19 protein-coding genes and 4 tRNA genes are annotated in these 26613 nt (G+C 58.2%); 19 read left to right on the forward strand and 4 right to left on the reverse strand.

The window, feature by feature from the left end; translation table 11 throughout:
- The first annotated feature begins 58 nt into the window (after nt 1-58).
- From ACQ4W6_RS00365 to ACQ4W6_RS00445, 17 genes are all read left to right on the forward strand, one after another.
- Nucleotides 59-1654 carry a DUF3369 domain-containing protein gene (locus ACQ4W6_RS00365; RefSeq protein ID WP_436565228.1) on the forward strand — a complete coding sequence of 532 codons (1596 nt, stop codon included), beginning with the start codon at nt 59-61 and terminating at the stop codon, nt 1652-1654.
- Nucleotides 1655-1775: 121 nt separating this feature from the next.
- Complete coding sequence (locus tag ACQ4W6_RS00370; protein ID WP_436565229.1) at nt 1776-3422, forward strand: response regulator; 1647 nt, start codon at nt 1776-1778, stop codon at nt 3420-3422.
- Between the two features lie 233 nt (nt 3423-3655).
- Nucleotides 3656-3740: transfer RNA gene (locus tag ACQ4W6_RS00375), tRNA-Tyr, on the forward strand.
- 60 nt (nt 3741-3800) lie between these two features.
- Nucleotides 3801-3874: transfer RNA gene (locus ACQ4W6_RS00380), tRNA-Gly, on the forward strand.
- A gap of 43 nt (nt 3875-3917) precedes the next feature.
- Nucleotides 3918-3992 (forward strand) — tRNA-Thr (locus tag ACQ4W6_RS00385).
- An 88-nt stretch (nt 3993-4080) separates the two neighbouring features.
- Nucleotides 4081-5271, forward strand: coding sequence for an elongation factor Tu (tuf, locus tag ACQ4W6_RS00390; RefSeq protein ID WP_436565230.1), 1191 nt, complete (start codon nt 4081-4083; stop codon nt 5269-5271).
- A gap of 66 nt (nt 5272-5337) precedes the next feature.
- Nucleotides 5338-5413, forward strand: a tRNA-Trp gene (locus ACQ4W6_RS00395).
- Nucleotides 5414-5445: 32 nt separating this feature from the next.
- A complete protein-coding gene (secE, locus tag ACQ4W6_RS00400) occupies nt 5446-5829 on the forward strand; it encodes a preprotein translocase subunit SecE (RefSeq protein ID WP_010394308.1) in 384 nt (127 codons plus the stop codon).
- The gene (nusG, locus tag ACQ4W6_RS00405) at nt 5829-6455 is read left to right on the forward strand and encodes a transcription termination/antitermination protein NusG (protein WP_307779525.1); all 627 of its coding nucleotides are present in this window, start codon (nt 5829-5831) and stop codon (nt 6453-6455) included. Before secE ends, nusG begins: the two co-directional genes overlap by 1 nt.
- A 114-nt stretch (nt 6456-6569) precedes the next feature.
- Entirely contained in the window at nt 6570-7004 is a 435-nt protein-coding gene (rplK, locus tag ACQ4W6_RS00410) for a 50S ribosomal protein L11 (RefSeq protein ID WP_034753131.1), read from the forward strand.
- Entirely contained in the window at nt 7004-7699 is a 696-nt protein-coding gene (gene rplA / locus ACQ4W6_RS00415; protein ID WP_436565231.1) for a 50S ribosomal protein L1, read from the forward strand. Before rplK ends, rplA begins: the two co-directional genes overlap by 1 nt.
- Nucleotides 7700-8017: 318 nt before the next feature.
- Nucleotides 8018-8560, forward strand: a complete 543-nt coding sequence (rplJ, locus tag ACQ4W6_RS00420; protein WP_071079796.1) for a 50S ribosomal protein L10 — start codon at nt 8018-8020, stop codon at nt 8558-8560.
- A 67-nt stretch (nt 8561-8627) separates the two neighbouring features.
- Entirely contained in the window at nt 8628-8999 is a 372-nt protein-coding gene (rplL, locus tag ACQ4W6_RS00425; protein ID WP_010394320.1) for a 50S ribosomal protein L7/L12, read from the forward strand.
- Nucleotides 9000-9243: 244 nt separating this feature from the next.
- The gene (rpoB, locus tag ACQ4W6_RS00430; protein ID WP_436565232.1) at nt 9244-13350 is read left to right on the forward strand and encodes a DNA-directed RNA polymerase subunit beta; all 4107 of its coding nucleotides are present in this window, start codon (nt 9244-9246) and stop codon (nt 13348-13350) included.
- 109 nt (nt 13351-13459) lie between these two features.
- Entirely contained in the window at nt 13460-17707 is a 4248-nt protein-coding gene (gene rpoC, locus ACQ4W6_RS00435; RefSeq protein WP_436565233.1) for a DNA-directed RNA polymerase subunit beta', read from the forward strand.
- Nucleotides 17708-18144: 437 nt separating this feature from the next.
- Entirely contained in the window at nt 18145-18777 is a 633-nt protein-coding gene (locus tag ACQ4W6_RS00440; protein ID WP_436565234.1) for an ArsR family transcriptional regulator, read from the forward strand.
- Nucleotides 18778-18858: 81 nt separating this feature from the next.
- Nucleotides 18859-19698 carry an HDOD domain-containing protein gene (locus ACQ4W6_RS00445; protein ID WP_436565461.1) on the forward strand — a complete coding sequence of 280 codons (840 nt, stop codon included), beginning with the start codon at nt 18859-18861 and terminating at the stop codon, nt 19696-19698.
- A 72-nt stretch (nt 19699-19770) separates the two neighbouring features.
- Here ACQ4W6_RS00445 and ACQ4W6_RS00450 read toward each other — a convergent pair whose 3' ends face one another.
- From ACQ4W6_RS00450 to ACQ4W6_RS00460, 3 genes are all read right to left on the reverse strand, one after another.
- Nucleotides 19771-21591: a DUF885 domain-containing protein gene (locus ACQ4W6_RS00450; protein ID WP_436565235.1), complete on the reverse strand. Its 1821-nt coding sequence runs from the start codon at nt 21589-21591 to the stop codon at nt 19771-19773.
- A gap of 134 nt (nt 21592-21725) precedes the next feature.
- A complete protein-coding gene (locus tag ACQ4W6_RS00455) occupies nt 21726-22829 on the reverse strand; it encodes a M48 family metallopeptidase (RefSeq protein ID WP_436565236.1) in 1104 nt (367 codons plus the stop codon).
- On the reverse strand, nt 22826-23992 hold the full coding sequence (locus ACQ4W6_RS00460; RefSeq protein WP_436565237.1) for an HPP family protein: 1167 nt from the start codon (nt 23990-23992) through the stop codon (nt 22826-22828). Before ACQ4W6_RS00460 ends, ACQ4W6_RS00455 begins: the two co-directional genes overlap by 4 nt.
- 209 nt (nt 23993-24201) lie before the next feature.
- Between ACQ4W6_RS00460 and ACQ4W6_RS00465 the strand changes: the two genes are divergently transcribed.
- On the forward strand, nt 24202-24705 hold the full coding sequence (locus ACQ4W6_RS00465) for a thioredoxin family protein (protein ID WP_436565238.1): 504 nt from the start codon (nt 24202-24204) through the stop codon (nt 24703-24705).
- Nucleotides 24706-24710: 5 nt separating this feature from the next.
- On the opposite strand, the gene ACQ4W6_RS00470 is transcribed toward ACQ4W6_RS00465, so the two are convergent.
- Nucleotides 24711-24905, reverse strand: coding sequence for a hypothetical protein (locus ACQ4W6_RS00470; RefSeq protein WP_436565239.1), 195 nt, complete (start codon nt 24903-24905; stop codon nt 24711-24713).
- 368 nt (nt 24906-25273) lie between these two features.
- Between ACQ4W6_RS00470 and ACQ4W6_RS00475 the strand changes: the two genes are divergently transcribed.
- The gene (locus ACQ4W6_RS00475) at nt 25274-26602 is read left to right on the forward strand and encodes a CaiB/BaiF CoA transferase family protein (protein ID WP_436565240.1); all 1329 of its coding nucleotides are present in this window, start codon (nt 25274-25276) and stop codon (nt 26600-26602) included.
- Nucleotides 26603-26613 lie beyond the last annotated feature (11 nt).

Genomic DNA, 26613 nt, shown 5'->3' on the forward strand with positions numbered 1-26613 from the left:
TTATGCTTGATAGGCGTCAAAGCAGCGCCCACATCGACCTTATCCCTTAGGAGTATTCATGACCGACCTCAAAGCCGATGCAGATGAGAACTGGCTGCTCGACGAGGATGAGCCGGTGGCGAGTCCTGCCGGACTGGCCGCACCCGACCAGCGCCTGTGGCGGGTCTTGATCGTCGATGACGACGTCGATGTGCATGCGGTGACGCGGCTGGCGCTGCGCAATGTCAGTTTCAAGGGCCGTGAACTGGAGCTGTTCTCCGCCTACAGCGGCCGCGAAGGATATGAGATCTTGCGCGACACGCCAGATATCGCGCTGGTGCTGCTCGATGTGGTGATGGAAACGGATGACGCAGGCCTGATCCTCGCCAAGCGTATCCGCGCCGAGCTGAACAATTCCATCGTGCGCGTCGTGCTGCGTACGGGCCAGCCGGGCCAGGCGCCCGAGCAGCGCGTCATCATCGAATACGACATCAACGATTACAAGGCCAAGACGGAGCTGACGACACAGAAGCTGTTTACCACCGTCATCTCGGCCTTGCGCGCCTACGAGAGCCTGATGATGCTCGAACGCAGCCGCATCGGCCTGGGCAAGATTCTCGCCGGCGCCACCAATCTGTACCAGATCCATTCGCTGCGCGAATTTGCTTCCGGCGTGCTGAACCAGGTCAGCGCCATCCTCGACGTGGGCGCCGATGGCGTGCTGTGCGTGATGCAGGGCGGCGCCGGACGGCCCGAGGTGGTGGCCGCCACGGGCACTTATGCCATGCTGGCCGAGTCGGAGGCCATGCCGGCAGACCATGCGCTGACGCCGACCATCGACAAGGCGTTTGCAGAAAAGCGCAGCCAGTTCGAGCATCCGGCCAATGTGCTGTTCATTCACACGGAAGGCAACCGCGAACTGGCCATCTCCGTCACGCCGCCCTGGCCGCTGGCGCAGATCCAGCGCGATTTGCTGGAAGTGTTTTGCCAGCGCATCGCTGCCGCCTTTGACAACTTGTACATGTTCGGCCAGCTGCGCAAGGCGCAAGAAGCCACCGTGGTGGCCCTGGCCGACCTGGCCGAGTTCCGCGACAGCAACACGGGAGGCCATGTGCGGCGCGTGCAGCAACTGTCGGACGCCATCGCCCGCCGCATGCAGCAGCGCGGCGTGTATGCCGACGAGCTGACGCCGCAGTTGCTCGACATGATCGGCCTGGCCAGCATCCTGCACGACGTGGGCAAGGTGGCCACGCCGGACGCCGTCCTGCTGAAACCGGGCCGGCATACGGACGAGGAGCGGGCGCAGATGCAACTGCATGCCAGCGTCGGGCGCACGATCCTGGAGCGGGCCGCGAACATGGTCGATGGCGTCAGCTACCTGACGTATGGCGCGCAGATCGCCGGCGGCCACCACGAGCATTTCGATGGCGCCGGCTATCCGCAGGGCCTCAAGGGGCGCGACATCCCCGTAGCGGCGCGCATCGTTGCCGTGGTCGACGTGTTCGATGCGCTGCTGCACGAGCGCCCCTACAAGGAAGCGTGGCCGTATCCGCAGGTACGCGTGTATATTGAAGAGCGCAGCGGCAGCCAGTTCGACCCGCAAGTGGTGCTGGCACTGCTCGACCTGATCGACAACGAGCCGGAACTGTGGCATCCGGAGCGCGCCGCCGCCTGAGTTGCCGATTTTCGGCGCCGCGCCATTCCCTTGTGCGTGGCGCCGTCATATACTCGGCAGCCTCTGCAGGCTGGCGCCACGCACCAGTGTGGCGCGCCGCGGAGATTTCGGACATCACGACATGAAAGAACTCAAGGGCCTTAGCGCACTGATCATCGAGCCGCATCCGGGCATGCGCTCGAGCCTGCACAACATGCTCAACCTGTGCGGCCTGGCAAAGATCGACGACGCAGGCAGCTCGGGCCAGGCGGTCCGCATGCTGGGCACCAAAGCATATGACTTGATCCTGTGCGAGTACGACCTCGAAGGCGGGCAGGATGGCCAGCAGATGCTGGAAGACTTGCGCCACCACAAGCTGATACACGCTTCCACCATGTTTTTCATGGTCACGGGCGAAGGCAGTTTCGCCAAGGTGGTCAGCGCCGTCGAGCTGCTGCCCACCGACTACATCCTGAAACCGTTTACCGCCGACAACATGTTGGAGCGCATCGGCCGTGCGCTCGACAAGCGCAACGCCTTCGTGCCCGTGTATGCCTTGATCGACGTCGGCAACGAGCGCGCGGCGATTTCCGCCTGCGCCGAGGGCGCCAGCCTGTATCCGCGCTATGCCACCGATTTCCTGCGCCTGCGCGCCGAGCTGCATCTGCTGTTGGGCGAAGCGGCTGAGGCGGAGCCGATCTATGCGGCGCTGTACGACGCCAAGGCCATCGGCTGGGCGCGTTTGGGTCAGGCCAAGACGCAGTTCATGCTGGGCGAGTATGCAACGGCGCAGGGCACGCTGGAAGGCTTGCTGGAAAACAATAAGCGCTTCCTCGATGCGTATGACTGGCTGGCCCGCACGCATCTGGCGCAAGGCAAGCCCGACCTGGCGCAAGCGGCCCTGAGCGATGCGGTGGCACTGTCGCCGCATGCCGTGCGCCGTTTGCGCCGCCTGGGCGAGGCGGCCCTGGCGGCCGACGATATCGAGATGGCGGAAAAAGCCCTGAAGCTGGTGGTCAGCAAGGCCAGGTATTCCGAGTTCCGCGATCCGGAAGACCATGTGCGGTTGGTGCAGACCCTGGTGCGCAAGGGCGATCCGCTGCAGGCGGGCGCTGTCATCCGCGACCTCGACAAGTCGATGGGCGGGCAAAAGAACACCCAATTGTGCAGCGCGCTGTGCAGCGCCATGCTGCATGCGCATACGGGCAACGCCGAGCGATTGCTGCAGTCGCTCGACGCCGCCCTCGCTGCCAACCGTCACAGCGTGGGCGGCTCGAACATGCTCAAAACAGAGCTGGCGCGCCACTGCCTGGCGCACGGGCGCGAAGATGGCGCCGCCGAGGTGATGCGCGAAGTCATGCGCAATGCCGCCGACAGCGCCGCCATGACGCACGCCATGGCCGTGTTTGAAGACGCGGGGCGCGAGGAGCTGGCCAAGGCCCTGGCGCGCCAAAGCCGCCAGGAAGTGGCCGACATGGTGGCGGCCGGCGCAGCCAGGGCAGGCGCGGGCGATTTCCGCGGCGCCGTCGAGCTGATGGGCGAGGCCGTCACGCGCCTGCCCGACAACCCGCAAGTGGTGTTCAACGCCGCCGTGGCGGTGCTGAAATGCCTGGAACACGAGGGTTGGGATGCGCGCATGGGGCAGCAGGCGCTGACTTTTATTGCCGGTGTGCGCCGCCTGGACCCGCGCAACCCCAAATTGCCCGTCCTTTCTGGCCTGCATCAGCAGTTATTGCGTAAATATAAGCCCCATGGCAACTCCTGGATGCACCCGCCTGACGCCCGGTAAACCAGAAAAACACAGGGCGAATGACGGCAAAATGCGGCTTGCCGGCAGGGTAGCGAAAAAAAATGCGAAAAAAGACGACTTTTTCGCGCCAAGCCTTGCACATTACTAATTTGGGAGCTTATAATCACGCCCCGAAGCAGCCAACTTCTTCTTTATATGCAAATGCAGCAGTCAGGCATCAGTAAATAAGGTTGACAGTTGTGAGTGGATGCTTCATACTCTGCGGTTCCCGCGGAGGGGTGGCCGAGTGGTTAAAGGCGACAGACTGTAAATCTGTTCTCTATGAGTACGCTGGTTCGAATCCAGCCCCCTCCACCAAGTTTTTGCAAGGAAAACTGGGTAGTAGCAAGTAAGTGAAGATAAAGTGAACGATACCTCGCGGGTGTAGCTCAATGGTAGAGCAGAAGCCTTCCAAGCTTACGACGAGGGTTCGATTCCCTTCACCCGCTCCAGTTTCCGTTCAGATGCTTGATGCATCGCATGCAACAAATTACAGCCCTTGTAGCTCAGTGGTAGAGCACTCCCTTGGTAAGGGAGAGGCCACGTGTTCGATCCACGTCAAGGGCACCAGAATTCGCAGCAGGCAGCACAGAAGCAATTCAAACCAGACCGTCGGGCGTGTGCCTGAGCAATCTAATCAAATCATTAGGAGTTCAAAATGGCAAAAGGTAAATTCGAACGGACCAAGCCGCACGTCAACGTCGGCACCATCGGCCACGTCGACCACGGTAAAACCACGCTGACCGCTGCAATCGCAACGGTTCTGTCGAAGAAATTCGGCGGCGAAGCTAAGGCATACGACCAGATCGATGCAGCACCGGAAGAAAAAGCGCGCGGTATTACGATTAACACCGCCCACGTTGAGTACGAAACGGCTGCCCGCCACTACGCTCACGTTGACTGCCCAGGCCACGCCGATTACATCAAGAACATGATTACCGGTGCCGCGCAGATGGACGGCGCGATCCTGGTATGCTCCGCAGCTGACGGCCCAATGCCACAGACCCGCGAACACATCCTGCTGGCCCGCCAAGTTGGCGTTCCATACATCATCGTGTTCCTGAACAAGTGCGACCTGGTCGATGACGAAGAGCTGCTGGAACTGGTTGAAATGGAAGTGCGCGAGCTGTTGTCGAAGTATGAGTTCCCTGGCGACGACGTGCCTATCATCAAAGGTTCGGCACGTATGGCGCTGGAAGGCAAAGAAGGCGAAATGGGCGTGGACGCAGTGCTGCGTCTGGCCGATGCCCTCGATTCGTACATCCCAACGCCAGAGCGCGCTATTGACGGTGCGTTCCTGATGCCAGTAGAAGACGTGTTCTCGATCTCGGGTCGCGGTACCGTTGTGACCGGTCGTATCGAGCGCGGTATTGTTAAAGTCGGCGAAGAGATCGAAATCGTTGGTATTATCGATACCGTCAAGACCATTTGCACCGGCGTGGAAATGTTCCGCAAGTTGCTGGACCAAGGTATGGCCGGTGACAACGTTGGTCTGCTGCTGCGCGGCACCAAGCGTGAAGACGTGCAACGTGGTCAAGTTCTGGCAAAGCCAGGCTCGATCAAGCCGCATGCACACTTCACCGGCGAGATCTATGTTCTGTCGAAAGACGAAGGCGGCCGTCATACGCCATTCTTCAACAACTATCGTCCACAGTTCTACTTCCGTACTACGGACGTGACTGGTTCGATCGAGTTGCCAGCAGACAAAGAAATGGTCATGCCAGGCGATAACGTGTCGATCACCGTCAAGCTGATCAACCCGATCGCGATGGAAGAAGGCCTGCGCTTCGCTATCCGTGAAGGCGGTCGTACCGTCGGCGCCGGCGTGGTTGCAAAAATCCTCGCATAAGGAAATGTTATGCTTCCACCTGGGGCGTCCTGGGTGGTAGAATAGCACTCCTCGAAAGTTTTACGTAGGGACGTAGCTCAATTGGCAGAGCGTCGGTCTCCAAAACCGAAGGTTGGGGGTTCGATGCCCTCCGTCCCTGCCACCGTCAAGGTGCAGGGCACCGAAAGTAGAAAAATGTCAAATCAATCCGTGCAAACCGTTAGCACGTCGAGTGACAAGATAAAAGTCGCGCTGGCAATAGTGGCTGCGATTGCAGGAGTAGTCGGGTTTTATTACCTGGCAGGCCAACCAGCTCTGGTGCGTGCAAGCGCGCTTGTGGCTGGTTTGGTTATTGCTGTTGCGCTCTTGTATGTCTCGACGACCGGCCGTGAATTTCTCAATTTCGCCAAAGAAGCTGTGCGCGAAACCAAGAAAGTCGTTTGGCCTACCCGCAAAGAAGCCACGCAGATTACTGCGATCGTGTTTGCCTTTGTGCTGGTAATGGCGATTTTCCTGTGGGGCACGGATAAATTGCTTGAGTTTTTGTTGTATGACGTAATTCTGGGTTGGAAAAAATAATGAGCGAAAATGTGCATGATGAAGCAGCGGACGAATCCGTTCCGGGCGACGCTCCGGTAGCGGATGCTGGTGCAGCGCTGAGCGTGCCAGTGAGCAGCAAGCGCTGGTATGTCGTGCATGCTTATTCCGGCATGGAAAAAAGCGTCATGCGCGCACTGACCGAGCGCATCGAGCGCGCGGGCATGCAAGACCAGTTCGGCCAGATCCTGGTGCCGATCGAAGAAGTGGTCGAAGTCAAGAATGGTGTGAAGTCGGTTACCGAGCGTCGTTTCTATCCCGGCTATGTGCTGGTTGAAATGGAAATGACGGACGAGAGCTGGCATCTGGTCAAGAACACCAGCAAGGTTACAGGCTTTATTGGTGGCAAGTCGAACAAGCCGACGCCGATCTCTGCGCGCGAAATCGACGGCATCATGAAGCAAATGCAAGAAGGCGTTGAAAAGCCCCGTCCAAAAACCTTGTACGAGGTGGGCGAGCAAGTGCGTATCAAGGATGGTCCGTTCACCGATTTCAACGGCAATGTCGAAGAAGTCAATTACGAGAAATCCAAGGTTCGCGTATCGGTCACCATTTTCGGCCGCGCTACTCCAGTAGAGCTCGAATTCGGCCAGGTCGAAAAAGTTTAAGTTGTATCAGCGCCACCAGGAGCGTCGCGGCAGTCACAGCGAAATCCGGTCAGAGGAGCCCCGCCAGGGTAGGATCGGCGGGGCGCTACTACTCAATCCAAGATAGGAGCCATCATGGCAAAGAAAATCATTGGTTTTATCAAGCTGCAAGTTCCAGCTGGTAAAGCAAACCCATCCCCACCAATCGGTCCAGCTCTGGGTCAGCGTGGCCTGAACATCATGGAATTCTGCAAAGCGTTCAACGCGCAGACCCAAGGTCTCGAGCCAGGCATGCCTATCCCAGTCGTGATCACGGCATTTGCGGACAAGTCCTTCACTTTCGTGATGAAGACGCCTCCAGCAACCTACCTGATCAAAAAAGCTGCAGCGATCACCAAAGGTTCGCCGAAGCCACATACCGACAAAGTCGGTACGCTGACCCGCGCACAAGCTGAAGAAATCGCTAAATTGAAAACCCCTGATCTGACCGCTGCCGACATGGATGCTGCTGTACGCACCATCGCTGGTTCCGCACGTTCGATTGGTATCACGGTGGAAGGTGTTGTATAATGGCTAAGTTATCCAAACGTATCAAGGCTTTGAAAGCCAAAGTCGACCGTACCAAAGTGTACGCTTTCGACAGCGCTGTCGTTCTGATCAAAGAATGCGCAACGGCCAAGTTCAATGAATCGATCGACGTATCGGTACAACTGGGCGTAGATCCTAAGAAATCCGACCAAGTGGTGCGCGGCTCCGTCGTGCTGCCAGCTGGTACCGGCAAAACCGTACGCGTAGCTGTCTTCGCGTCGGGCGAAAAAGCGGAAGCTGCTAAAGCAGCCGGCGCCGACATCGTTGGTATGGAAGACCTGGCTGAGTCGATCAAAGCCGGTAACATGCCTTTCGATATCGTTATCGCTTCGCCAGATACCATGCGTATCGTTGGTACCCTGGGTCAGATCCTGGGCCCACGCGGCTTGATGCCTAACCCGAAAGTTGGCACTGTTACTGCTGACGTTGCTACCGCCGTGAAAAACGCGAAAGCCGGTCAAGTTCAGTACCGTACCGACAAATCCGGTATCATTCACGCTACCATCGGCCGTAAATCGTTCGCTGACGCAGATCTGAAATCGAATCTGGTCGCACTGATCGACGCCCTGAACAAAGCCAAGCCAGCATCGAGCAAAGGCGTGTACCTGCGCAAAGTCTCGCTGTCGTCGACCATGGGCGCTGGCGTCCGTGTTGACCAGTCTAGCCTGGCAGCTTAAGTAGAGAATCAAGTCCCACGCGCCTCCGGGCGCTGTGGGCGCATCTTTGGGCTGTCTGCGCGGTGTTCGCACCGTGCAGGCAGACAATCAAAGACCGTTGGGCCGACTGCGACTCCATGTGCAGAAGGTTAATAGGCTTCCTGGCAACGGGGAGTGCCCAACGCAGATGGTGTACCCGAACAAGTTTTGTAGTCCTCATGCTGCGTGAATGTATCCGCTCAGTTTAGTACTTCTTGACTTCGGACGCCGTGTTCGAACCGATGCAAGGCGCTCAACCACTCGGTTGTGATTGCCGAACATCATTTAAGGAGGTTGACCGTGAGTCTCAATCTGAATGACAAAAAGGCCGTCGTCGCCGAAGTTTCCGCACAAGTAGCAAATGCGCAAACGATCGTCGTGGCCGAATATCGTGGCATCCAGGTTGGTCACTTGACGCAACTGCGTGCTAAAGCGCGTGCCCAAGGCGTGTACCTGCGTGTGTTGAAAAACACTCTGGCTCGTCGCTCCGTTGAAGGTACCGCATTCGCCAGCCTGGCAGATGCCATGACCGGCCCGTTGATCTACTCGATCTCGGCCGATGCCGTTGCAGCAGCTAAAGTCATCGCTGACTTTGCTAAAACCAACGACAAACTGGTCATCAAAGCAGGTAACTACGCAGGCAAGCCGCTGGATACAGCTGCTGTCACCGCGTTGGCGAGCATTCCTAGCCGTGAAGTCCTCATTGCGCAGTTGTTGGGCGTTATGCTGGCTCCGGTTTCGGGCTTTGCACGTGGTCTGGCTGCCCTGGCAGCGAAAAAAGGCGAAGGCGCCGAAGCTCCTGCAGAAGAAGCAGCAGCAGAAGAAGCCCCAGCAGCCGCTTAATTGCGTGCGCTTTTTTCTCTCAGTACCAATCTGATGTAACTAACGTAATAAATTTAGGAGTTTCAAAATGGCAATTAGCAAAGACGATATCCTGGAAGCAGTTAGCGCCATGTCCGTAATGGACCTGAACGACCTGGTTAAAGCATTCGAAGAAAAATTCGGCGTGTCCGCAGCAGCAATGGCTTCGGCCGGTCCTGCAGCAGGCCCAGCAGCAGCTGCTGAAGAACAAACCGAATTCAACGTCATCCTCGACAGCTTCGGCGCAAACAAAGTTGGCGTCATTAAAGCAGTTCGCGAAATCACCGGCCTGGGCTTGAAAGAAGCTAAAGACCTGGTCGATGGCGCACCAAAAACTGTGAAAGAAGCAGTGTCGAAAGCTGACGCTGAAGCAGCACAGAAGAAACTGGTAGAAGCCGGCGCGACCGCTTCGATCAAGTAATATCTGTACCGGCGTCAGTTAGCGCCCGAGTCAAAGTCTGAGGTTTCCCCTCGCAAGGGGGGAAATCCGACTTTGGCTCCTTTGTCGTCCGCATCGTATTTGTCATGTATTTGTAGCCGCAGTTTTTATTCGATTCAAGCCGGAAAGCAGAGCCTTGAGGTTTCGTCTGTGTCACACGCAGCGGTGCAAACGAACACTTGCAAAACCTGAATTTTCTATCCTTTCTGTCACTCACGGAGTGTCCATGCACTACTCATTTACTGAGAAGAAACGCATTCGCAAATCATTCGCGAAGCGCGCCAACGTTCACCACGTTCCGTTCCTGCTGGCGACCCAGCTCGAGTCTTATCATAGCTTCTTGCAAGAGGACATAGCACCGTCCGGCCGCAAGAATGATGGCCTGCAGTCGGCTTTCACTTCGATTTTCCCTATCGTTTCGCACAATGGTTTTGCGCGTCTCGAATTCTTGTCGTACGTCCTGGGCGATCCAGCCTTTGACGTCAAAGAATGTCAACAACGTGGCCTGACGTTCGCGTCGCCGCTGCGCGCGAAAGTGCGCCTGGTGATCCTGGACAAGGAATCGCCAACCAAGCCAGTCGTCAAGGAAATGAAAGAGCAGGAAGTCTACATGGGCGAATTGCCGCTCATGACGACCACCGGTTCGTTCGTCATCAACGGCACTGAGCGGGTTATCGTTTCCCAGCTGCACCGTTCGCCTGGCGTGTTCTTCGAACATGACCGCGGCAAGACTCACTCGTCGGGCAAACTGCTGTTCTCCGCGCGTATCATTCCTTACCGCGGTTCGTGGCTGGACTTCGAGTTCGACCCGAAAGACATCCTGTTCTTCCGCGTCGACCGCCGCCGCAAGATGCCAGTGACGATTTTGCTCAAAGCCATCGGCATGTCGCACGAGCAAATCCTGGCCAACTTCTTTGTCTTCGACAATTTCAACCTGCGCTCCGAAGGCGCGGAGATGGAATTCGTTGCCGAGCGTCTGCGCGGTGAAGTCGCGCGTTTCGACATCGTCGACAAGTCGGGCAAGACCCTGGTCCTGAAAGACAAACGTATCAACGCCAAGCACGTGCGTGATATCGAAGCTGCCGGCATCAAGCACATTTCCGTACCGGAAGACTACCTGCTGGGCCGCGTATTGGCGAAGAATATCGTCGATGGCGACACCGGTGAAGTCGTCGCTTCCGCGAACGATGAGCTGACCGAAGACCTGCTGGGCCGCCTGCGCGATGCCAACATCTCCGACATCCAAACGTTGTACACCAACGACCTGGATCAAGGCGCCTACATCTCGCAAACCCTGCGTATCGACGACACCGCCGACCAGATGGCTGCGAAAGTGGCGATCTACCGCATGATGCGTCCAGGCGAACCGCCTACCGAAGATTCGGTGGAAGCGTTGTTCAATGGCCTGTTCTACAATTCGGACCGCTACGACCTGTCGGCCGTGGGCCGCATGAAGTTCAACCGCCGCATTGGCCGCGATGAACTGACGGGCGCCATGACCCTGTCGAACGAAGACGTGCTGGCCGTGATCAAGATCCTGGTGGAGCTGCGCAATGGCCGCGGCGAAGTCGACGATATCGATCACCTGGGTAACCGTCGCGTACGTTGCGTGGGCGAACTGGCTGAGAATCAATTCCGCGCCGGCTTGGTGCGTGTTGAACGCGCCGTCAAGGAACGCCTCGGCCAAGCCGAAGCGGACAACCTGATGCCGCACGACCTGATCAACTCGAAGCCGATTTCGGCCGCGATTCGCGAGTTCTTCGGTTCGTCCCAGCTGTCGCAGTTTATGGATCAAACCAATCCTCTGTCGGAAATTACCCACAAGCGCCGTGTATCGGCTCTGGGACCCGGCGGTCTGACACGCGAACGCGCCGGCTTTGAAGTGCGCGACGTGCATCCGACTCACTACGGCCGCGTCTGCCCGATCGAGACACCGGAAGGTCCGAACATTGGTCTGATCAACTCGCTGGCGTTGTATGCCCGCCTGAATGAATACGGCTTCCTGGAAACCCCGTACCGCAAGGTCGAAGGTTCCAAGATCACCGAACAGATCGATTACCTGTCCGCGATTGAAGAAGGCCGCTACATCATCGCCCAGGCGAATGCGACCATCGACAAGAACGGTACCTTGTCCGATGAACTGGTTTCCGCACGTGAAGCTGGCGAAACGATCCTCGTGTCGCCAGAGCGCATCCAATACATGGACGTGGCGCCAGGCCAGATCGTTTCCGTCGCTGCCTCGCTGATTCCGTTCCTCGAACACGATGATGCGAACCGTGCATTGATGGGCGCCAACATGCAACGCCAGGCTGTGCCTTGCTTGCGTCCGGAAAAAGCGCTGGTCGGTACCGGTATCGAACGCACTGTTGCGGTCGACTCGGGCACCACCGTGCAAGCCTTGCGTGGCGGTATCGTCGATTACATCGATGCGGGCCGTGTCGTGATTCGCGTGAACGATGACGAAGCAACCGCTGGTGAAGTGGGCGTCGACATCTACAACCTGATCAAGTACACCCGTTCGAACCAGAACACCAACATCAACCAGCGTCCTATCGTGCAAGTGGGCGACCGTGTTGCCAAGCGCGACGTGATCGCCGATGGCGCATCGACCGACCTGGGTGAATTGGCTCTGGGCCAGAACATGACCGTGGCCTTCATGCCATGGAATGGTCTGAACTTCGAAGATTCGATCCTGATCTCGGAAAATGTCGTGAAAGACGACCGCTACACCTCGATTCACATCGAAGAGTTGTCGGTTGTTGCCCGTGACACGAAACTGGGCGCGGAAGAAATTACGCGCGACATTTCGAACCTGGCTGAAAATCAGCTGGCACGTCTGGATGAGTCCGGTATCGTCTACATCGGTGCTGAAGTGCAGGCTGGCGACACCCTGGTTGGTAAAGTAACGCCAAAAGGCGAAACCCAGCTGACCCCGGAAGAGAAGCTGCTGCGCGCGATTTTCGGCGAAAAAGCATCGGACGTGAAAGACACTTCGCTGCGCGTGCCTTCGGGCATGATCGGTACCGTGATCGATGTGCAAGTCTTCACCCGTGAAGGCATCGTGCGCGACAAGCGTGCTCAGCAAATTATCGATGACGAACTGAAACGCTTCCGTCTGGATCTGAACGACCAGATGCGTATCGTTGAAGGTGATGCCTTCCAGCGTCTGGAAAAAATGCTGATTGGCAAAGTCGTCAACGGCGGCCCTAAAAAGCTGGCCAAAGGCGCCAAGATCACCAAGGACTACCTGGCTGATCTGGACAAATACCACTGGTTCGACATCCGCCCTGCGGACGACGATGCAGCGGTAGCGCTCGAAGCGATCAAGGAATCGATCAACGAGAAGCGTCACCAGTTCGATCTGGCCTTCGAAGAGAAGCGCAAGAAACTGACGCAAGGCGATGAGCTGCAACCAGGCGTGCAAAAAATGGTCAAGGTGTACCTGGCCGTGAAACGCCGCCTGCAGTCGGGCGACAAGATGGCAGGTCGCCACGGTAACAAGGGTGTGGTTTCCCGTATTGTTCCTGTGGAAGACATGCCATACATGGCCGACGGCACGCCAGCCGACGTTGTGCTGAACCCGCTGGGCGTTCCTTCACGGATGAACGTTGGTCAGATTCTCGAGACTCACTTGGGCTGGGCTGCCAAGGGTCTGGGTATCCGCATCGGCGAAATGCTCAAGGCGCACACGCAAGCTGAAGAAATGCGCAAGTACCTGACCGTGATCTACAACGAAAACGGCCGCGCTGAAGATCTGGACGCGTTCGACGACGAAGAAATCATGAAGCTGGCGGAAAACCTGAAAAAAGGTGTTCCATTTGCCACGCCAGTGTTCGACGGCGCCAACGAAGAAGAGATCCGCCGCATGCTGGACCTGGCTTACCCTGACGCGATTGCCAAGAACCTTGGCATGACCCCGTCGAAAAACCAGGTGACCATGTATGACGGTCGCACCGGTGAAGCATTCGAGCGCAAGGTGACTGTTGGCGTCATGCACATGCTGAAACTGCATCACTTGGTTGATGACAAGATGCATGCGCGTTCGACCGGTCCTTACTCGCTGGTAACGCAGCAGCCGCTGGGTGGTAAAGCCCAGTTCGGTGGTCAGCGTTTCGGTGAGATGGAAGTCTGGGCACTGGAAGCGTATGGCGCGTCGTATGTCTTGCAAGAGATGTTGACCGTCAAGTCCGATGACGTGAATGGCCGTACCAAAGTGTACGAAAACCTGGTCAAGGGCGACCACGTGATCGACGCCGGCATGCCGGAATCGTTCAACGTGCTGGTCAAGGAAATCCGTTCGCTGGGTATCGATATCGACCTCGAACGCAACTAAAAGACAGCCACTTGTCATTTGGTTTGGGAAACACAAAGCCCGGCTGGGAAACCATGCCGGGCAATGTAGTCTCAGGAATATAGAAATTTAATCACCTCTGGAGTGATACATGAAAGCACTGCTCGATCTATTCAAGCAAGTACAGACTAACGAGACCTTCGATGCAATCAAGATCGGTCTCGCTTCGCCTGAGAAAATCCGTTCGTGGTCCTACGGCGAAGTCAAGAAGCCGGAAACCATCAACTACCGTACCTTCAAGCCTGAGCGCGATGGCCTGTTCTGCGCCAAGATCTTTGGCCCGATCAAGGATTACGAATGCCTGTGCGGCAAGTACAAGCGCCTGAAACACCGCGGCGTGATCTGCGAAAAGTGCGGCGTCGAAGTCACCCTGGCCAAAGTGCGCCGCGAGCGCATGGGCCACATCGAGCTGGCCTCGCCTACCGCGCATATCTGGTTCCTGAAGTCGCTGCCGTCGCGTCTGGGCATGGTCCTGGACATGACCCTGCGGGACATCGAACGCGTGCTGTACTTTGAAGCATACGTCGTGACCGATCCAGGCATGACGCCGCTGAAAAAGTGCCAGATCATGTCGGAAGACGATTACGCCGCCAAGTACGAAGAGTACGGCGATGACTTCACCGCCTTCATGGGCGCCGAAGGTATCCGTGAACTGCTGCGCTCGATCGACATCCACCGCGATGCCGAAACGCTGCGCGTGGAACTGAAGGAATCGAAATCCGAAGCCAAGATCAAGAAATACGCCAAGCGCCTGAAAGTGCTCGAAGCGTTCCAACGTTCGGGCATCAAGCCTGACTGGATGATCATGGAAGTGCTGCCAGTGCTGCCGCCGGAACTGCGTCCGCTGGTACCGCTGGACGGTGGCCGTTTCGCGACCTCGGATCTGAACGATCTGTATCGCCGCGTCATTAACCGTAACAACCGTCTGAAACGCCTGATGGAGCTGCGCGCTCCAGAGATCATCACGCGCAACGAAAAGCGCATGCTGCAAGAAGCAGTCGATTCGCTGCTGGACAACGGCCGTCGCGGTAAAGCGATGACTGGCGCCAACAAGCGTCCGCTGAAGTCGCTCGCTGAGATGATCAAGGGCAAGGGCGGCCGTTTCCGTCAAAACTTGCTGGGCAAACGCGTCGATTACTCCGGTCGTTCGGTCATCGTCGTGGGCCCGCAATTGAAACTGCATCAGTGCGGCTTGCCGAAACTGATGGCGCTGGAACTGTTCAAACCATTCATTTTCAATAAACTGGAATTGATGGGTCTGGCTACCACGATCAAGGCCGCTAAAAAGCTGGTCGAGATTCAAGAGCCGGTCGTGTGGGACATCCTGGAAGACGTGATCCGTGAACATCCGATCATGTTGAACCGCGCACCTACCTTGCACCGTCTGGGTATCCAGGCTTTCGAGCCGGTCCTGATTGAAGGCAAGGCCATCCAGTTGCACCCACTCGTCTGCGCGGCATTCAATGCCGACTTTGACGGTGACCAAATGGCTGTCCACGTTCCTTTGTCGATCGAAGCGCAGATGGAAGCGCGTACCTTGATGCTGGCGTCGAACAACATCCTGTTCCCATCGAACGGCGAACCGTCGATCGTGCCGTCGCAAGATATCGTGCTCGGTCTGTACTACGCGACTCGCGAAGCGATCAATGCGAAGAACGAAGGGATGATGTTCCCTGACGTATCGGAAGTGATCCGCGCCTACGACAACAAGGAAGTCGAACTGACGACCCGCGTCACCGTGCGTATTACCGAATACCCGAAAAACGCCGAAACCGGCGAATTCGAGAAAACGGTAACCCGCTATGAGACGACGATCGGCCGTGCGATCCTGTCGGAAATTCTGCCTAAAGGCCTGCCGTTCTCCGTTCTGAACCGCGCGCTGAAAAAGAAAGAAATTTCCAAGCTGATCAACACGTCGTTCCGCAAGTGCGGCCTGCGCGCCACCGTGGTGTTCGCAGACAAACTGATGCAATCGGGTTTCCGCCTGGCGACACGCGCCGGTATCTCGATCTGCGTCGACGACATGCTGGTACCACCGCAAAAAGTCACCCTGATCGCGGCGGCCGAATCGGAAGTCAAGCAGATCGAACAGCAATACGCCTCGGGTCTCGTGACCGCCGGCGAGCGTTACAACAAGGTAGTCGATATCTGGGGCAAAACCTCGGATGAAGTCGGCAAGGCCATGATGGACCAGCTCAAAGTCGAAGACGTGATCCGCCGCGACGGCACCAAGTCGACGCAAGAATCGTTCAACGCCATTTACATGATGGCCGACTCCGGCGCGCGCGGTTCCGCAGCCCAGATTCGTCAGTTGGCCGGTATGCGTGGTCTGATGGCGAAACCGGATGGCTCGATTATCGAAACGCCGATTACCGCGAACTTCCGCGAAGGTCTGAACGTTTTGCAGTACTTCATTTCGACCCACGGTGCGCGTAAAGGTCTGGCCGATACGGCGCTGAAAACGGCTAACTCCGGTTACCTGACGCGTCGTCTGGTCGATGTAACGCAAGACTTGGTGGTGATCGAAGATGATTGCGGCACCACGAACGGCGCGCTGATGAAGGCGCTGGTTGAAGGTGGTGAAGTCATCGAGCCGTTGCGCGACCGTATCCTCGGCCGTGTCACCGTGCATGATGTCGTCAACCCTGAAACCCAGGAAACGCTGTACGAAGCCGGCTCGCTGATGGACGAAGACATGGTCGAAGAGATCGAGCGTCTGTCCATCGATGAAGTCAAGGTTCGCACGCCACTGACGTGCGAAACCCGCTTCGGCCTGTGCGCCAAGTGCTATGGCCGCGACCTGGGCCGCGGCTCGATGGTCAACGCCGGCGAAGCCGTCGGTGTGGTCGCTGCGCAGTCGATTGGTGAGCCGGGTACCCAGCTGACCATGCGTACGTTCCACATTGGTGGTGCGGCATCGCGTGCGGCAGTGGCATCGTCGGTAGAAGCCAAATCGAACGGTACCATCCGCTTCACGGCAACCATGCGTTATGTGACGAACGGCAAGGGCGCGCAAATCGTCATTTCCCGTTCCGGCGAAGTGCTGATTACCGACGACCATGGCCGTGAGCGTGAGCGTCATAAAGTACCGTACGGTGCGACCCTGATCGTCAAGGACGGCCTGGTCATCAAGGCCGGTACGGCCCTGGCAACGTGGGATCCGCTGACCCGTCCGATCATTACCGAATACGCCGGTCAAGTGCGTTTCGAGAACGTCGAAGAAGGCGTCACCGTCGCCCGTCAAGTCGACGAAGTGACCGGTCTGTCCACCCTGGTGGCGATCGATGCGAAACGTCGCGGTTCGCTGACCAAGACCCTGCGTCCGCAAGTCAAGCTGATCAACGATGTGAACGAAGAAGTCAAGATCGCCGGCACCGAACACTCGGTGGCGATCGGCTTCCAGGTCGGCGCGCTGATTATGGTGAAAGACGGTCAACAGGTATCGGTTGGTGAAGTGCTGGCACGTATCCCTACCGAATCGCAAAAAACGCGCGATATTACCGGTGGTTTGCCACGCGTAGCCGAACTGTTCGAAGCGCGCTCGCCGAAAGATGCCGGTATGCTGGCAGAAGTCACGGGTACGGTTGCGTTCGGTAAAGAAACCAAGGGCAAGCAGCGTCTGGAAATCACGGACATGGACGGCAACAAGCATGAGTTCTTGATCACCAAGGACAAGCAAGTGCTGGTGCATGACGGCCAAGTCGTGAACAAGGGCGAGATGATCGTGGACGGCCCGGCCGATCCGCAAGACATTCTGCGTCTGCTGGGTATCGAAGCGCTGGCACGTTACATCGTTGACGAAGTGCAAGATGTGTACCGTCTGCAAGGCGTGAAGATCAATGACAAGCACATCGAAGTGATCGTGCGCCAGATGCTGCGCCGCGTGCAGATCGTCAATGCCGGCGACACCAACTACATCGTTGGCGAGCAGGTTGAGCGTTCGGAACTGCTGGACCAGAACGACTTGATGGAAGCCGGGAACAAGATTCCAGCGACCTACGAGAACGTACTGCTGGGTATTACCAAGGCTTCGTTGTCGACCGATTCGTTCATCTCGGCCGCATCGTTCCAGGAAACCACCCGCGTGCTGACCGAAGCGGCGATCATGGGCAAGCGCGACGGTTTGCGCGGCCTGAAAGAGAACGTCATCGTCGGTCGTCTGATACCTGGCGGTACGGGCCTGGCCTTCCACCGCGCACGCAAAGAAAAAGAAGCGTGGGAAGTGGAAGAGCGCCAAGCGCTGCTGCTGGCCGAGAAAGCATCGATGGCTGGCGAAGCTGCCGAAGCGCTGCAAGACATCGAAACGCAAGCTCAACATCACCACGGCGACGAAGCGTAATCTACGCTGCTAGCTGACAAGAACGGCACCAGGGAGAAATCCTTGGTGCCGTTTTTTTATGCCTGAAAATTGGGATGGCCGGCATGCGGGTGAATATTATCGAATGGCATGAATTAATTTGAATTGAATAAGCTGCTTTTTATTTTAAATATACTGCCTAGTACTGAACTGGCTATGGCGTTGAATAAATGCTTGCCTGGTTTTAGGAATATGCTTGAATTGATTGGGAATGAATAAGGAATATGTATGATGCTTTGTCGTTTTAATTGAAGTGCTGCTGGGACTCGGTATTCGCGCTGGCTCATGGCATCCTTGTGGGAGGTACGGGACGGTCGCGACGTTGATCATCGAGCATGAGGATGCAGAGGTGTTGCAGCATCTGCTCCTATTGCAGTTACCACGCCAGTTTCCAGTTTATTCATGCTAAAATTTGGCGCATGATTGCCCAAGCTCTGTTTACTCCGGCCCAGCAGAAGCTGCTGGGATTACTCTTTGTTCGCGTGAATGAAGGCTTTCATTTGAACGAGATCATGCGCCTGACGGGCTTGGGCAGCGCTTCGGCGCAGCGGGAGCTGCGCCGTTTGCACGAATCCGGCTTGATCACGTCCGAGCGTATCGGCAATGTACGGCGCTTCTGGCCGAACAAGGAAAGCCTCGTGTATCCCGAGTTGAGTGCACTGGTGCAGAAGACCTTCGGTCTCGTCGGCGTGCTCAGCACGACCCTTGCGCCCTTGCGTGGGCAATTGCACCTGGCATTCGTGTACGGCGCCACGGCGAAGGGACAGGATGTGCCGGGCAGCGCCATCGATTTGCTGCTGGTGGCAGAGGAAGCCAATTATGGCGATCTGTTGACGCGACTGGCGCCGGCAGAACGAACCCTGCGGCGTAAAATCAATCCCAATTTATATACGCTGGCCGATTATCGGCGCCGGCTGCGCGAAGGCCAGCCATTCCTGTTGCAGGTATTACAGCAGCCGAAGCTGTTTGTGATTGGCGATGAATCGGCCATGCAAGCGCTGGCATTGGCAGATGACACCTTGCAGTTGAATGGTACGCCACGTGTTTTTTAAAAAGCCGGGCATGGCGATGAATTTCTGCTATAAACAGAATATTGATTTCTGGAATAATTTCTGAGGCGGGTTGATCGTATGATGAATAAATTACAGGCGTTCGGTTTAATCGTTTCGCAGGCGGTGCGGGGAGAATTGATTTTTCCCACCAGCGTGAATTCCGCCTTGCAATTGCAATTGGCCTTGGCCGAACCGGATTGTCACATCGACCATGCCATCAAGCTGGTATTGGCCGAGCCCCTGCTGGCGGCGCGTACGGTGGCCCTGGCCAACTCGGCCGTCTATAGCCGTGGCGATGCGGCGCCCGTCACCAGCGTGCGCGCCGCCGTCATGCGCATGGGCTACCGCAACCTGTACGCGCTGGTGGCGGCCATGGTGGTGCGCCAGTTTGGCAGCAAGATCATCGACCCGGTGCTGCGCCAGAAGGCCACTCAATTATGGGAGCACACGGCGCACGTGGCGGCGCTGGCGCACGTGATTTCCCGCCGCATCACCAATGTCGATCCAGATACCGCCTTGTTCGCCGGCATCGTGCATGAAGTGGGTGGTTTTTACCTGTTGTCGCGTGCCGATGAATTTCCTGGCTTGCTCGACGACGATGCCGATCACTGGCTGGAGTCGGCTGAAGAAATCATTTCCCGCGAAGTCATGAAGAAGCTGCTGATCCCGCTGGCCGTCAGCGAAGCTATCGAGGGCTTGCGCGATGGCTTGCTGTCCATTCCGCCCGATTCCCTGCTCGATACTTTATTGTTGGCCAAGCAACTGTCGCCCGTGCCATCGCCGCTGCAGGCGACGTTCGTGGAAATGCTCACGCCATCCGATTCCGTGATCGACTTCATTATCGACAACGAGACCTTGCAAAGCATCCTGGCCGAGTCAAACGAGGAAGTACGCTCGATGAGCGCCGCGCTGCTGGTGTAGCGGAAAGCGCCTCAGGCAAAAAAAACGGCAGCCCCATCCAGGAGCTGCCGTTTTTCCTTCAAGCGCCGCGTTTTATTTCTGCTGCGCGATCCACCGATCGACCTTGGCTTCCAGCAGTTTCAAGGGCAGGGTGCCATCGCTGAGCACGACTTCGTGAAACTTCGGCAGGCTGAACTTGTCGCCCAGCGCCTGTTGCGCGCGCTGGCGCAGTTCGACGATTTTCAGCGAACCGATCTTGTAGCCCAGCGCCTGGCCTGGCCAGGCCATGTAGCGTTCCGTTTCGCTTTTTGCCACGGCGTCATAGCCCAGGGTATCGCGCATGTACTTGATCGTTTGCTCGCGCGTCCAGCCCTTGGTATGCAAGCCCGTGTCGACCACCAGGCGCACGGCGCGCAGCATCTCGTCGTTCAAGTGGCCGAAATACTGGGCGGGGTCGTCAAATAAGCCCATTTCCTTGCCCAGGGTTTCCGCATACAGGGCCCAGCCTTCCGTGAAGGCATTGTTGCCGCCAAAGCGGCGGAAGTTTGGCAAGTCCATTTCTTGCACCAGCGCCAGGTGGAAATGGTGGCCTGGCTTGCCTTCGTGCAGGAACAAGGTGGTCATGCCCGTGTCGCCATACAGTTTCGGATCGGTGACGACGGACCAGAACACGCCGGGCCGCGAGCCATCGGCGGCCGGCGCCGTGTAGTGGTCAGCGGCCGTATCGCGGCTCAGTTCAGGCTCCAGGCGCAAGTCCAGCGGCGCTTTTGGCACCAGGGTGAACAGGGCAGGTAATTTGCTATCTAACAGCACGTTCATCTTGCGGTAGACGTCGAGTACTTCCTGATCCGTCTTGAACGGCCGGTATTTCGCTTGTTCCGAAACCCACACGGGCAAGCCGGCGGCTGGGCCGTTGTAGCCCATTTTCGGCCCCACGATGGCGTATTGTTCCTGGATGCGCGCCACTTCCTTCAAGCCGATGGCGTGGATCTGTTCCGGCTTCAAGTCCGTGGTGGTGCTGCTGGCCACGCGCGCCTGGTACCAGCTAGCGCCATCGGGCAGGGCGTTCCAGCCGCTGCTGCTGCGGCCCGCTGGCAAGTAATCTTGTTCCATGAAGGTGGCCAGGCGTTGCAGCGCAGGCATCAGCTTGGCCTGGATGACGGCGGTATAGGTTTGCGTCAGGCGCGCCTTGTCGGCCTCGGAAAAGCTGGCCGGCAAGTTCTTGATTGGCGTGTAGTAGATGCTCGCTTGCGGCGTGGCGCTGACCAGCTTCTTGAACTGCGGCAGGGCCGATTCCGTCAGCGCCATCGGCAGCACGATGCCCTTTTGCATACCGACTTTCATGTTGGCAATCGCCTGGTCTATCCAGCCTGGCAATTGGCCAATACGGCTCAGGTAAGCGTCATACTCTTTGATGCTGGTCAAAGGCTGCGAGGCTTCGCCGCCCGCATAATTGGCCAAGGTGACGGGCATGCTGTCCATTTGGTTCAGCGGCAGCAAATATTCGGGGAAAGGCTCGAAGCTGAGTGCCGTGGCCAGCTCATAGTCGAGAATGTCGTAATTGATCTGGTCCTGGTGCGACAGGCGCGCGCGCGCGATGGCGCGCAAGGTTTTCTGGTACTGGCGATACAGCGCGAACTGTTTCGCGCGCGCGGCGGGCACGATGGCTGAGCCGAGCTGGTCGTCAAAACGGTTGTCGCCGCTCTCGGTGGCATTGATTGGCTCGAAACGGGCCAATGCATCGTAATACTGGTCGGCCAGCACCTGTAGTTGCTGCTTGGCTTGCGGTGCGCTGACGGCAGGCGCGACGGCTGCCTTGGTAGCGGGCTGGGCAGCTTGCGTCAGCGGCGCAAGGGCGAATAACAGGGAGGCGGCCAGGGTGCCGAGGGTGCCGGCGGCAAAACGATGCTTCATGCGCGATATCCTTTGTAAGGAGGAGAATGAACGGGGGTAGCGAGGTCAGGGGTGCTGGTCACGGAGGAGCAGCCGGGGCGTAAGCATACGCCATTGCCCAGTGCGTTTGGATAAATTGTGTAGAGGGAATGTTGCTATTTTTCCGTAGGTGGCAGGGCCGCTTTCATGCCTTGCCAGTTGCTGCTGGTCAATGGACGGCAGGAAGGGCAGGGCGTGGCGGTGATCATGCTCTGGATTTGTTGCGCGCGCGCTGCCGTTTGCGGGTGCGAAGAAATCCAGCCCGGTGCGGTGGTCTTGCCCTGCTCCTGGCCACCGAGCCTCTGGAAGAAGCTCAGCATGCCGTCGGGACGGATTTGTGCGCGCTGCAAGGCGTGCAGGCCAAGGCGATCCGCTTCTTCTTCCATGTCGCGGCTGAAATACAAGGTGCCGGCCTGGTGCGCCAGCATGGCGGCCACGGCGCTGATATCGCCGATGGTCACGCCCAGCAGCGCGCCCCAGCCCAGGCTGCTGATCATCTGCCGCAGCGAATGGCGCTGCTCCACATGCTGTACCTCATGCGCCAGCACGCCGGCCAGTTCGCCCGGGTCAAGCGCCTGGCGCAGCAAGCCCGTATGCACGACGATGATGCCGCCTGGCATGGCAAATGCATTGACGCTGTCGTCATTCTTGACCAGCCAGCGGTACTGGTAGCGCGAACCGGGCGTCAGCCTCTCGCCGATTTCCTGCACCGTTTGCTGCGCCGCGCCGCTCTCGACAATGCCGCCCTGCGCGCGTACTTGCGACAAGGCCAGCTGGCCCAGCTGCTTTTCCATCGACAACGGGATCAAGCTTGCCAGCGCACCGATGGCATTGCCGCCCTGCCACCACAGCAAGGCCGAGGCGACGATGGCGGCGCCCGTCAAGCCGGCTAACGATCCCGATACCTGGCGCCGGTTGTGCTGGCGCTCACGCCACAGGCGTTGCAGTTGCGGCTGCAGCGTCGGCGGCGCTTCTTTTAATACGATGGCAATGCCGTTCGCTGCCAGCGGCTTGAGCGACGCTTGCCGGCCTTGCGCGTCGAGCCAGTTCAGGAACAGTTCCGCTTGCTCCATGCCGCCCACGCTGACGACCAGTTGCGCCACATCGACGCTGGTGCCGGGAGCGTCGATGACCAGCTGGGCGCCGAAAAAATGCGCGCTGACGGTCGTGCCGGCCGAGCCGCCGTCGGGGGTAGACAGCAGCGCCTGGAAAGGCGTCATGCCGCAGCCTCGGCAAAGCGGCTCTCGTACAGCGCCGCCATCAAATCGGACTGGCTGATGATGCCGGCCACGCGCTCTTCGTCGTCAACGATGGGAATATGGTGGTAGCCGGCGTCGGCCATCAAGGGCACGAGGTTGATGATGGGCGTGCCCAGGCGGGCTGTGTGTGGCGATGGCGTCATCAGTTGCCCCACCACTTCCGGCTTGTCGCTGTGGGATAGGCCGCTGCGCTGCAGCAGGCTGCGCAGGCGCTGGCGCATGCCCATGTAATCGTCGAGGCCGCCATGGCGTAAAAAATCCGTCTGCGTGATGATGCCGATGATCCGGCGCGCCCGGTTCACGACGGGCAGGGCGCCCACCTGATGCGTGCGCATGGTGCGCCAGGCAACATCGAGTGGCGTGCCGAATTCCACGCTGAGCACGTCTTTCGACATGATGTCGGCGCAAGTCACCACGCCGAAGCGGCGCTGGTAGGCGCGCATTTCCGTCTGCAGGAAGATGGCTTGCAAATCGTCGCGGCTGATGTCGAGCACTTCACTGTGCTGGCGTAGCACGGCGTCCAGGTCGTCCGGCGAAAATCCCAGGCGCGTACTGGGTACCTCGTCCTTGGTGGCGTGCGGATGTGGGGCGGCCAGTTGCTGGGTGTGCGGATAGCGGCGCCCCGTCAGGTTGTTATACAGCACGGCGCAGGCGACCAGCACGGCCGAATTGAACAGTACGGTGATGAAGACGAATTCAAAGCCGGCCGCATGCACGCTGGCGCCGCCGACGACGGTGGTCAAGGCGACGGCACCGCCCGGTGGATGCAAGCAGCGCAGGGCAAACATGGCGCCGATGGCCAGACAGGCGGCCAGTGCCGCCACGCCAACGCTGGGCCCCAGCCATTTGAGGCAAGCCATGCCCATCAGGCCCGAGACCACATTGCCGCCCACCACCGACCACGGTTGCGCCAGAGGGCTGGCCGGCAGGCAGAACAGCAGCACGGCCGAGGCGCCCATGGGCGCGATCAAATAGATGCTGGCACTGTCGGGGGCCAGCAGGAAATGGCAGATGAGTCCCGTCAGCAGCAGGCCGCAAATGGCGCCCGCGCAGGCGCGCAATTGTTCGCGGCGGCTGCCGTTGTTCGGTTGTGGCAGCCAGCGTGCCAGGAAAGAAGTCGTCATGGTGGGAGGGCGCGTTCGGGCCGCGTTGCTCAATGTGAGCCTGATATTATCCCATGCGTGGCGCTACGCTGCCGTGCGCCCTTATACGTTTTCCGCATAAGCACAGTGCAATTAAGTTGTAGATATTTCCGACAAGCAGGCATATTCTAGAGCGTCACGCCCACTGGCGCCTGTCCAGCTGGCTTCACGAATTCTCTCAGGAGTCCCGCATGCGCTTTCCCGTCCTCCTCGCCAGCCTGCTGCTTGCCGGCGCCGCCGTTGCCGCCGCACCAGCACCAACTGCCCCAGCCGCTGCCACGCCGCATTTGCCGTACAACGTTGCGGCCGACGCCAAGGCCGACGTGGCCCACGCACTGGCCGAGGCCAAGGCGGCCCATGTGCCCGTGCTGCTGATCTTTGGCGCCAATTGGTGCGAAGATTGCCGCGCGCTCGACAAGGCGTTGAAGGAAGGCAAGAACGCAGAGTTGATGCAACAGCAGTTCAAGGTCGTCAAGGTCGATGTCGGCAACTTCGACCATAACCTCGACGTGGCCCATGCCTATGGCAATCCGCTCAAGAAAGGTATTCCTGCCGCCGTGCTGGTCTCCAGCGACACCAACCAGGTGCTGTACGCTACCAAGGGTGGCGAACTGGCGAATGCGCGCCGCATGAGCGAGAGCGGCATTTATGATTTCTTCAAGCAAGCCGCTAGCGTGAAGTCGCCTGCGATTTAATCGGCTTAAAACTCTTCCCATTCATCGCTGGCCGGCGCCAGCTTGTTTGCCAGTGCCAGTGCCAGTGCCAGTGCCAGTGCCGGCTGCTGCCGCCGCCTCCACCAGCGCCGCATTTTGCTAGGTGGCAGCATACAAGCAATGCTGTCGATCACGCCGACAATATCGGCGATCTTGCGCGAACTTTCCGTAATGGCGCCCATCGTCCCTGCCACTTTTCCTACCACTCTCCGCTCTTGACGGCGTGGCTCGACGCCGACACTACCAGCTGGTTCGCGTGCCGCGGGTTATCCGCATTCTGGTTCACGGTCGAGGTCAGATCTCCATGGCCGCCACCGTTTCCTCCAGGCTTGACGCCTGGGATTCCGTGCGGCCGGCTGATCCAACTTGCCCGACGCGCACTGCTTGCCACCCGCCCGCTGGCCGCGCGCATTCAGATACAGCATGAGGTCGCTGGAATTTTCCGCCTTGCCGATATTGAGCGTGCAAGCCTTGTCGCCGGCCAGCAAGCATACAGCCACTGGTCGGCCGCCTGGTGCAGCCCAGCTGGGCCGCCTTGATGCATTTTTTCATGCATGAAAGCATATATGACGCAGCCTCAAGAATAACGCCAGTCTGCGCATTGGACTGGACGATGCGGCGCAGTCCAGAATGGCTGCAGTCTGATCGCAAAAGCTCGTCCATCCAACCTCAAACTAAAAATCAAAAGTCGATGAAAAATATTCTGGAAAACGTAAGGGTCCTGGACTTGACCAGAGTACTGGCTGGCCCATGGTGTACGCAGATGCTGGGCGACATGGGCGCAGAGATCATCAAGATCGAAAGCACCGACGGTGGTGACGAATCAAGAAAATTTCCGCCCTATTTTACTGATAGCGCTATCCATGACGAGGGCGAGGGCATCAATGACCCAGGATTGACGGCTTTTTTTGTGTCCTGCAATCGCAGCAAAAAGTCGGTTGCGCTCGATCTGAGTACGGCCGAAGGTCAAGAGGCGGTCAAAAATTTCGTCTTGACCAGTGACGTCTTTGTCGAAAATTTCAAAGTCGGCAATCTCGCCAGGTTCGGGCTGGATTACGAGAGCCTGATCAAAATTAACCCCCAATTAATTTATTGCTCGATTACCGGCTTTGGGCAAAGCGGACCCATGGCTGCGTATCCGGGCTATGACATTCTTTTTCAAGGGATGTCGGGCGCGATGAGCACCTGCGGGCTGCCTGACGCCGTTCCCGGCGGCGCACCGATGCGCACGCTGCTCCCGTACACCGATTTGCTCACAGGCATGTACGCATGCTCTGGAATTTTGGCAGCGCTGATCCACAGAAACAACAGCGGGGAAGGGCAGTACATCGATCTGGCGCTGCTCGATGTGAGCCTCGCAGCTACCGCGTATATCGGCAGTGGCTATTTGGCCACTGGCATCTCCCAGGGGCGTGTAGGAAATTCGGGCGTCGCAGCGGCTCCCTCGGGCGTCTATCCATGCGCAGATGGCAGCGTCATCATCCAGTGCAATCACCGGCATTGGTTCATGTTTTGCGACCTCTTGAAACGTGAAGACTGGAAATCCGATCCGAGGTTCTCGAGCATTGCCAACCGGCTGGCCAACGGGCCAATTCTCGATGCCATGATCAAGGAAGTCACGGTCCAATACAAAAAAGCGCAATTAATGGAATTGGTCGGTTCGGCGGGCATACCGTGCGCGCCCGTCAATACGATAGAGCAGGCTTTTGCCGAGCCGCAGGTCATCCACCGGGAGATGACATGCACGCTGCCGTTGCCCTCGGGCGGTTCAGTTCAAGTGGTAAGAAATCCGCTGCGCTTTTCCAAAACACCCACAGTCATGGGGCCACCGCCGCGTCATGGTGCGAACAATGACGAGCTGCTCGCCCGCGATTCGTAATACGCAATACC

It is taken from the genome of Janthinobacterium woesei (genome assembly GCF_051380875.1).
GTDB lineage: Bacteria > Pseudomonadota > Gammaproteobacteria > Burkholderiales > Burkholderiaceae_D > Janthinobacterium.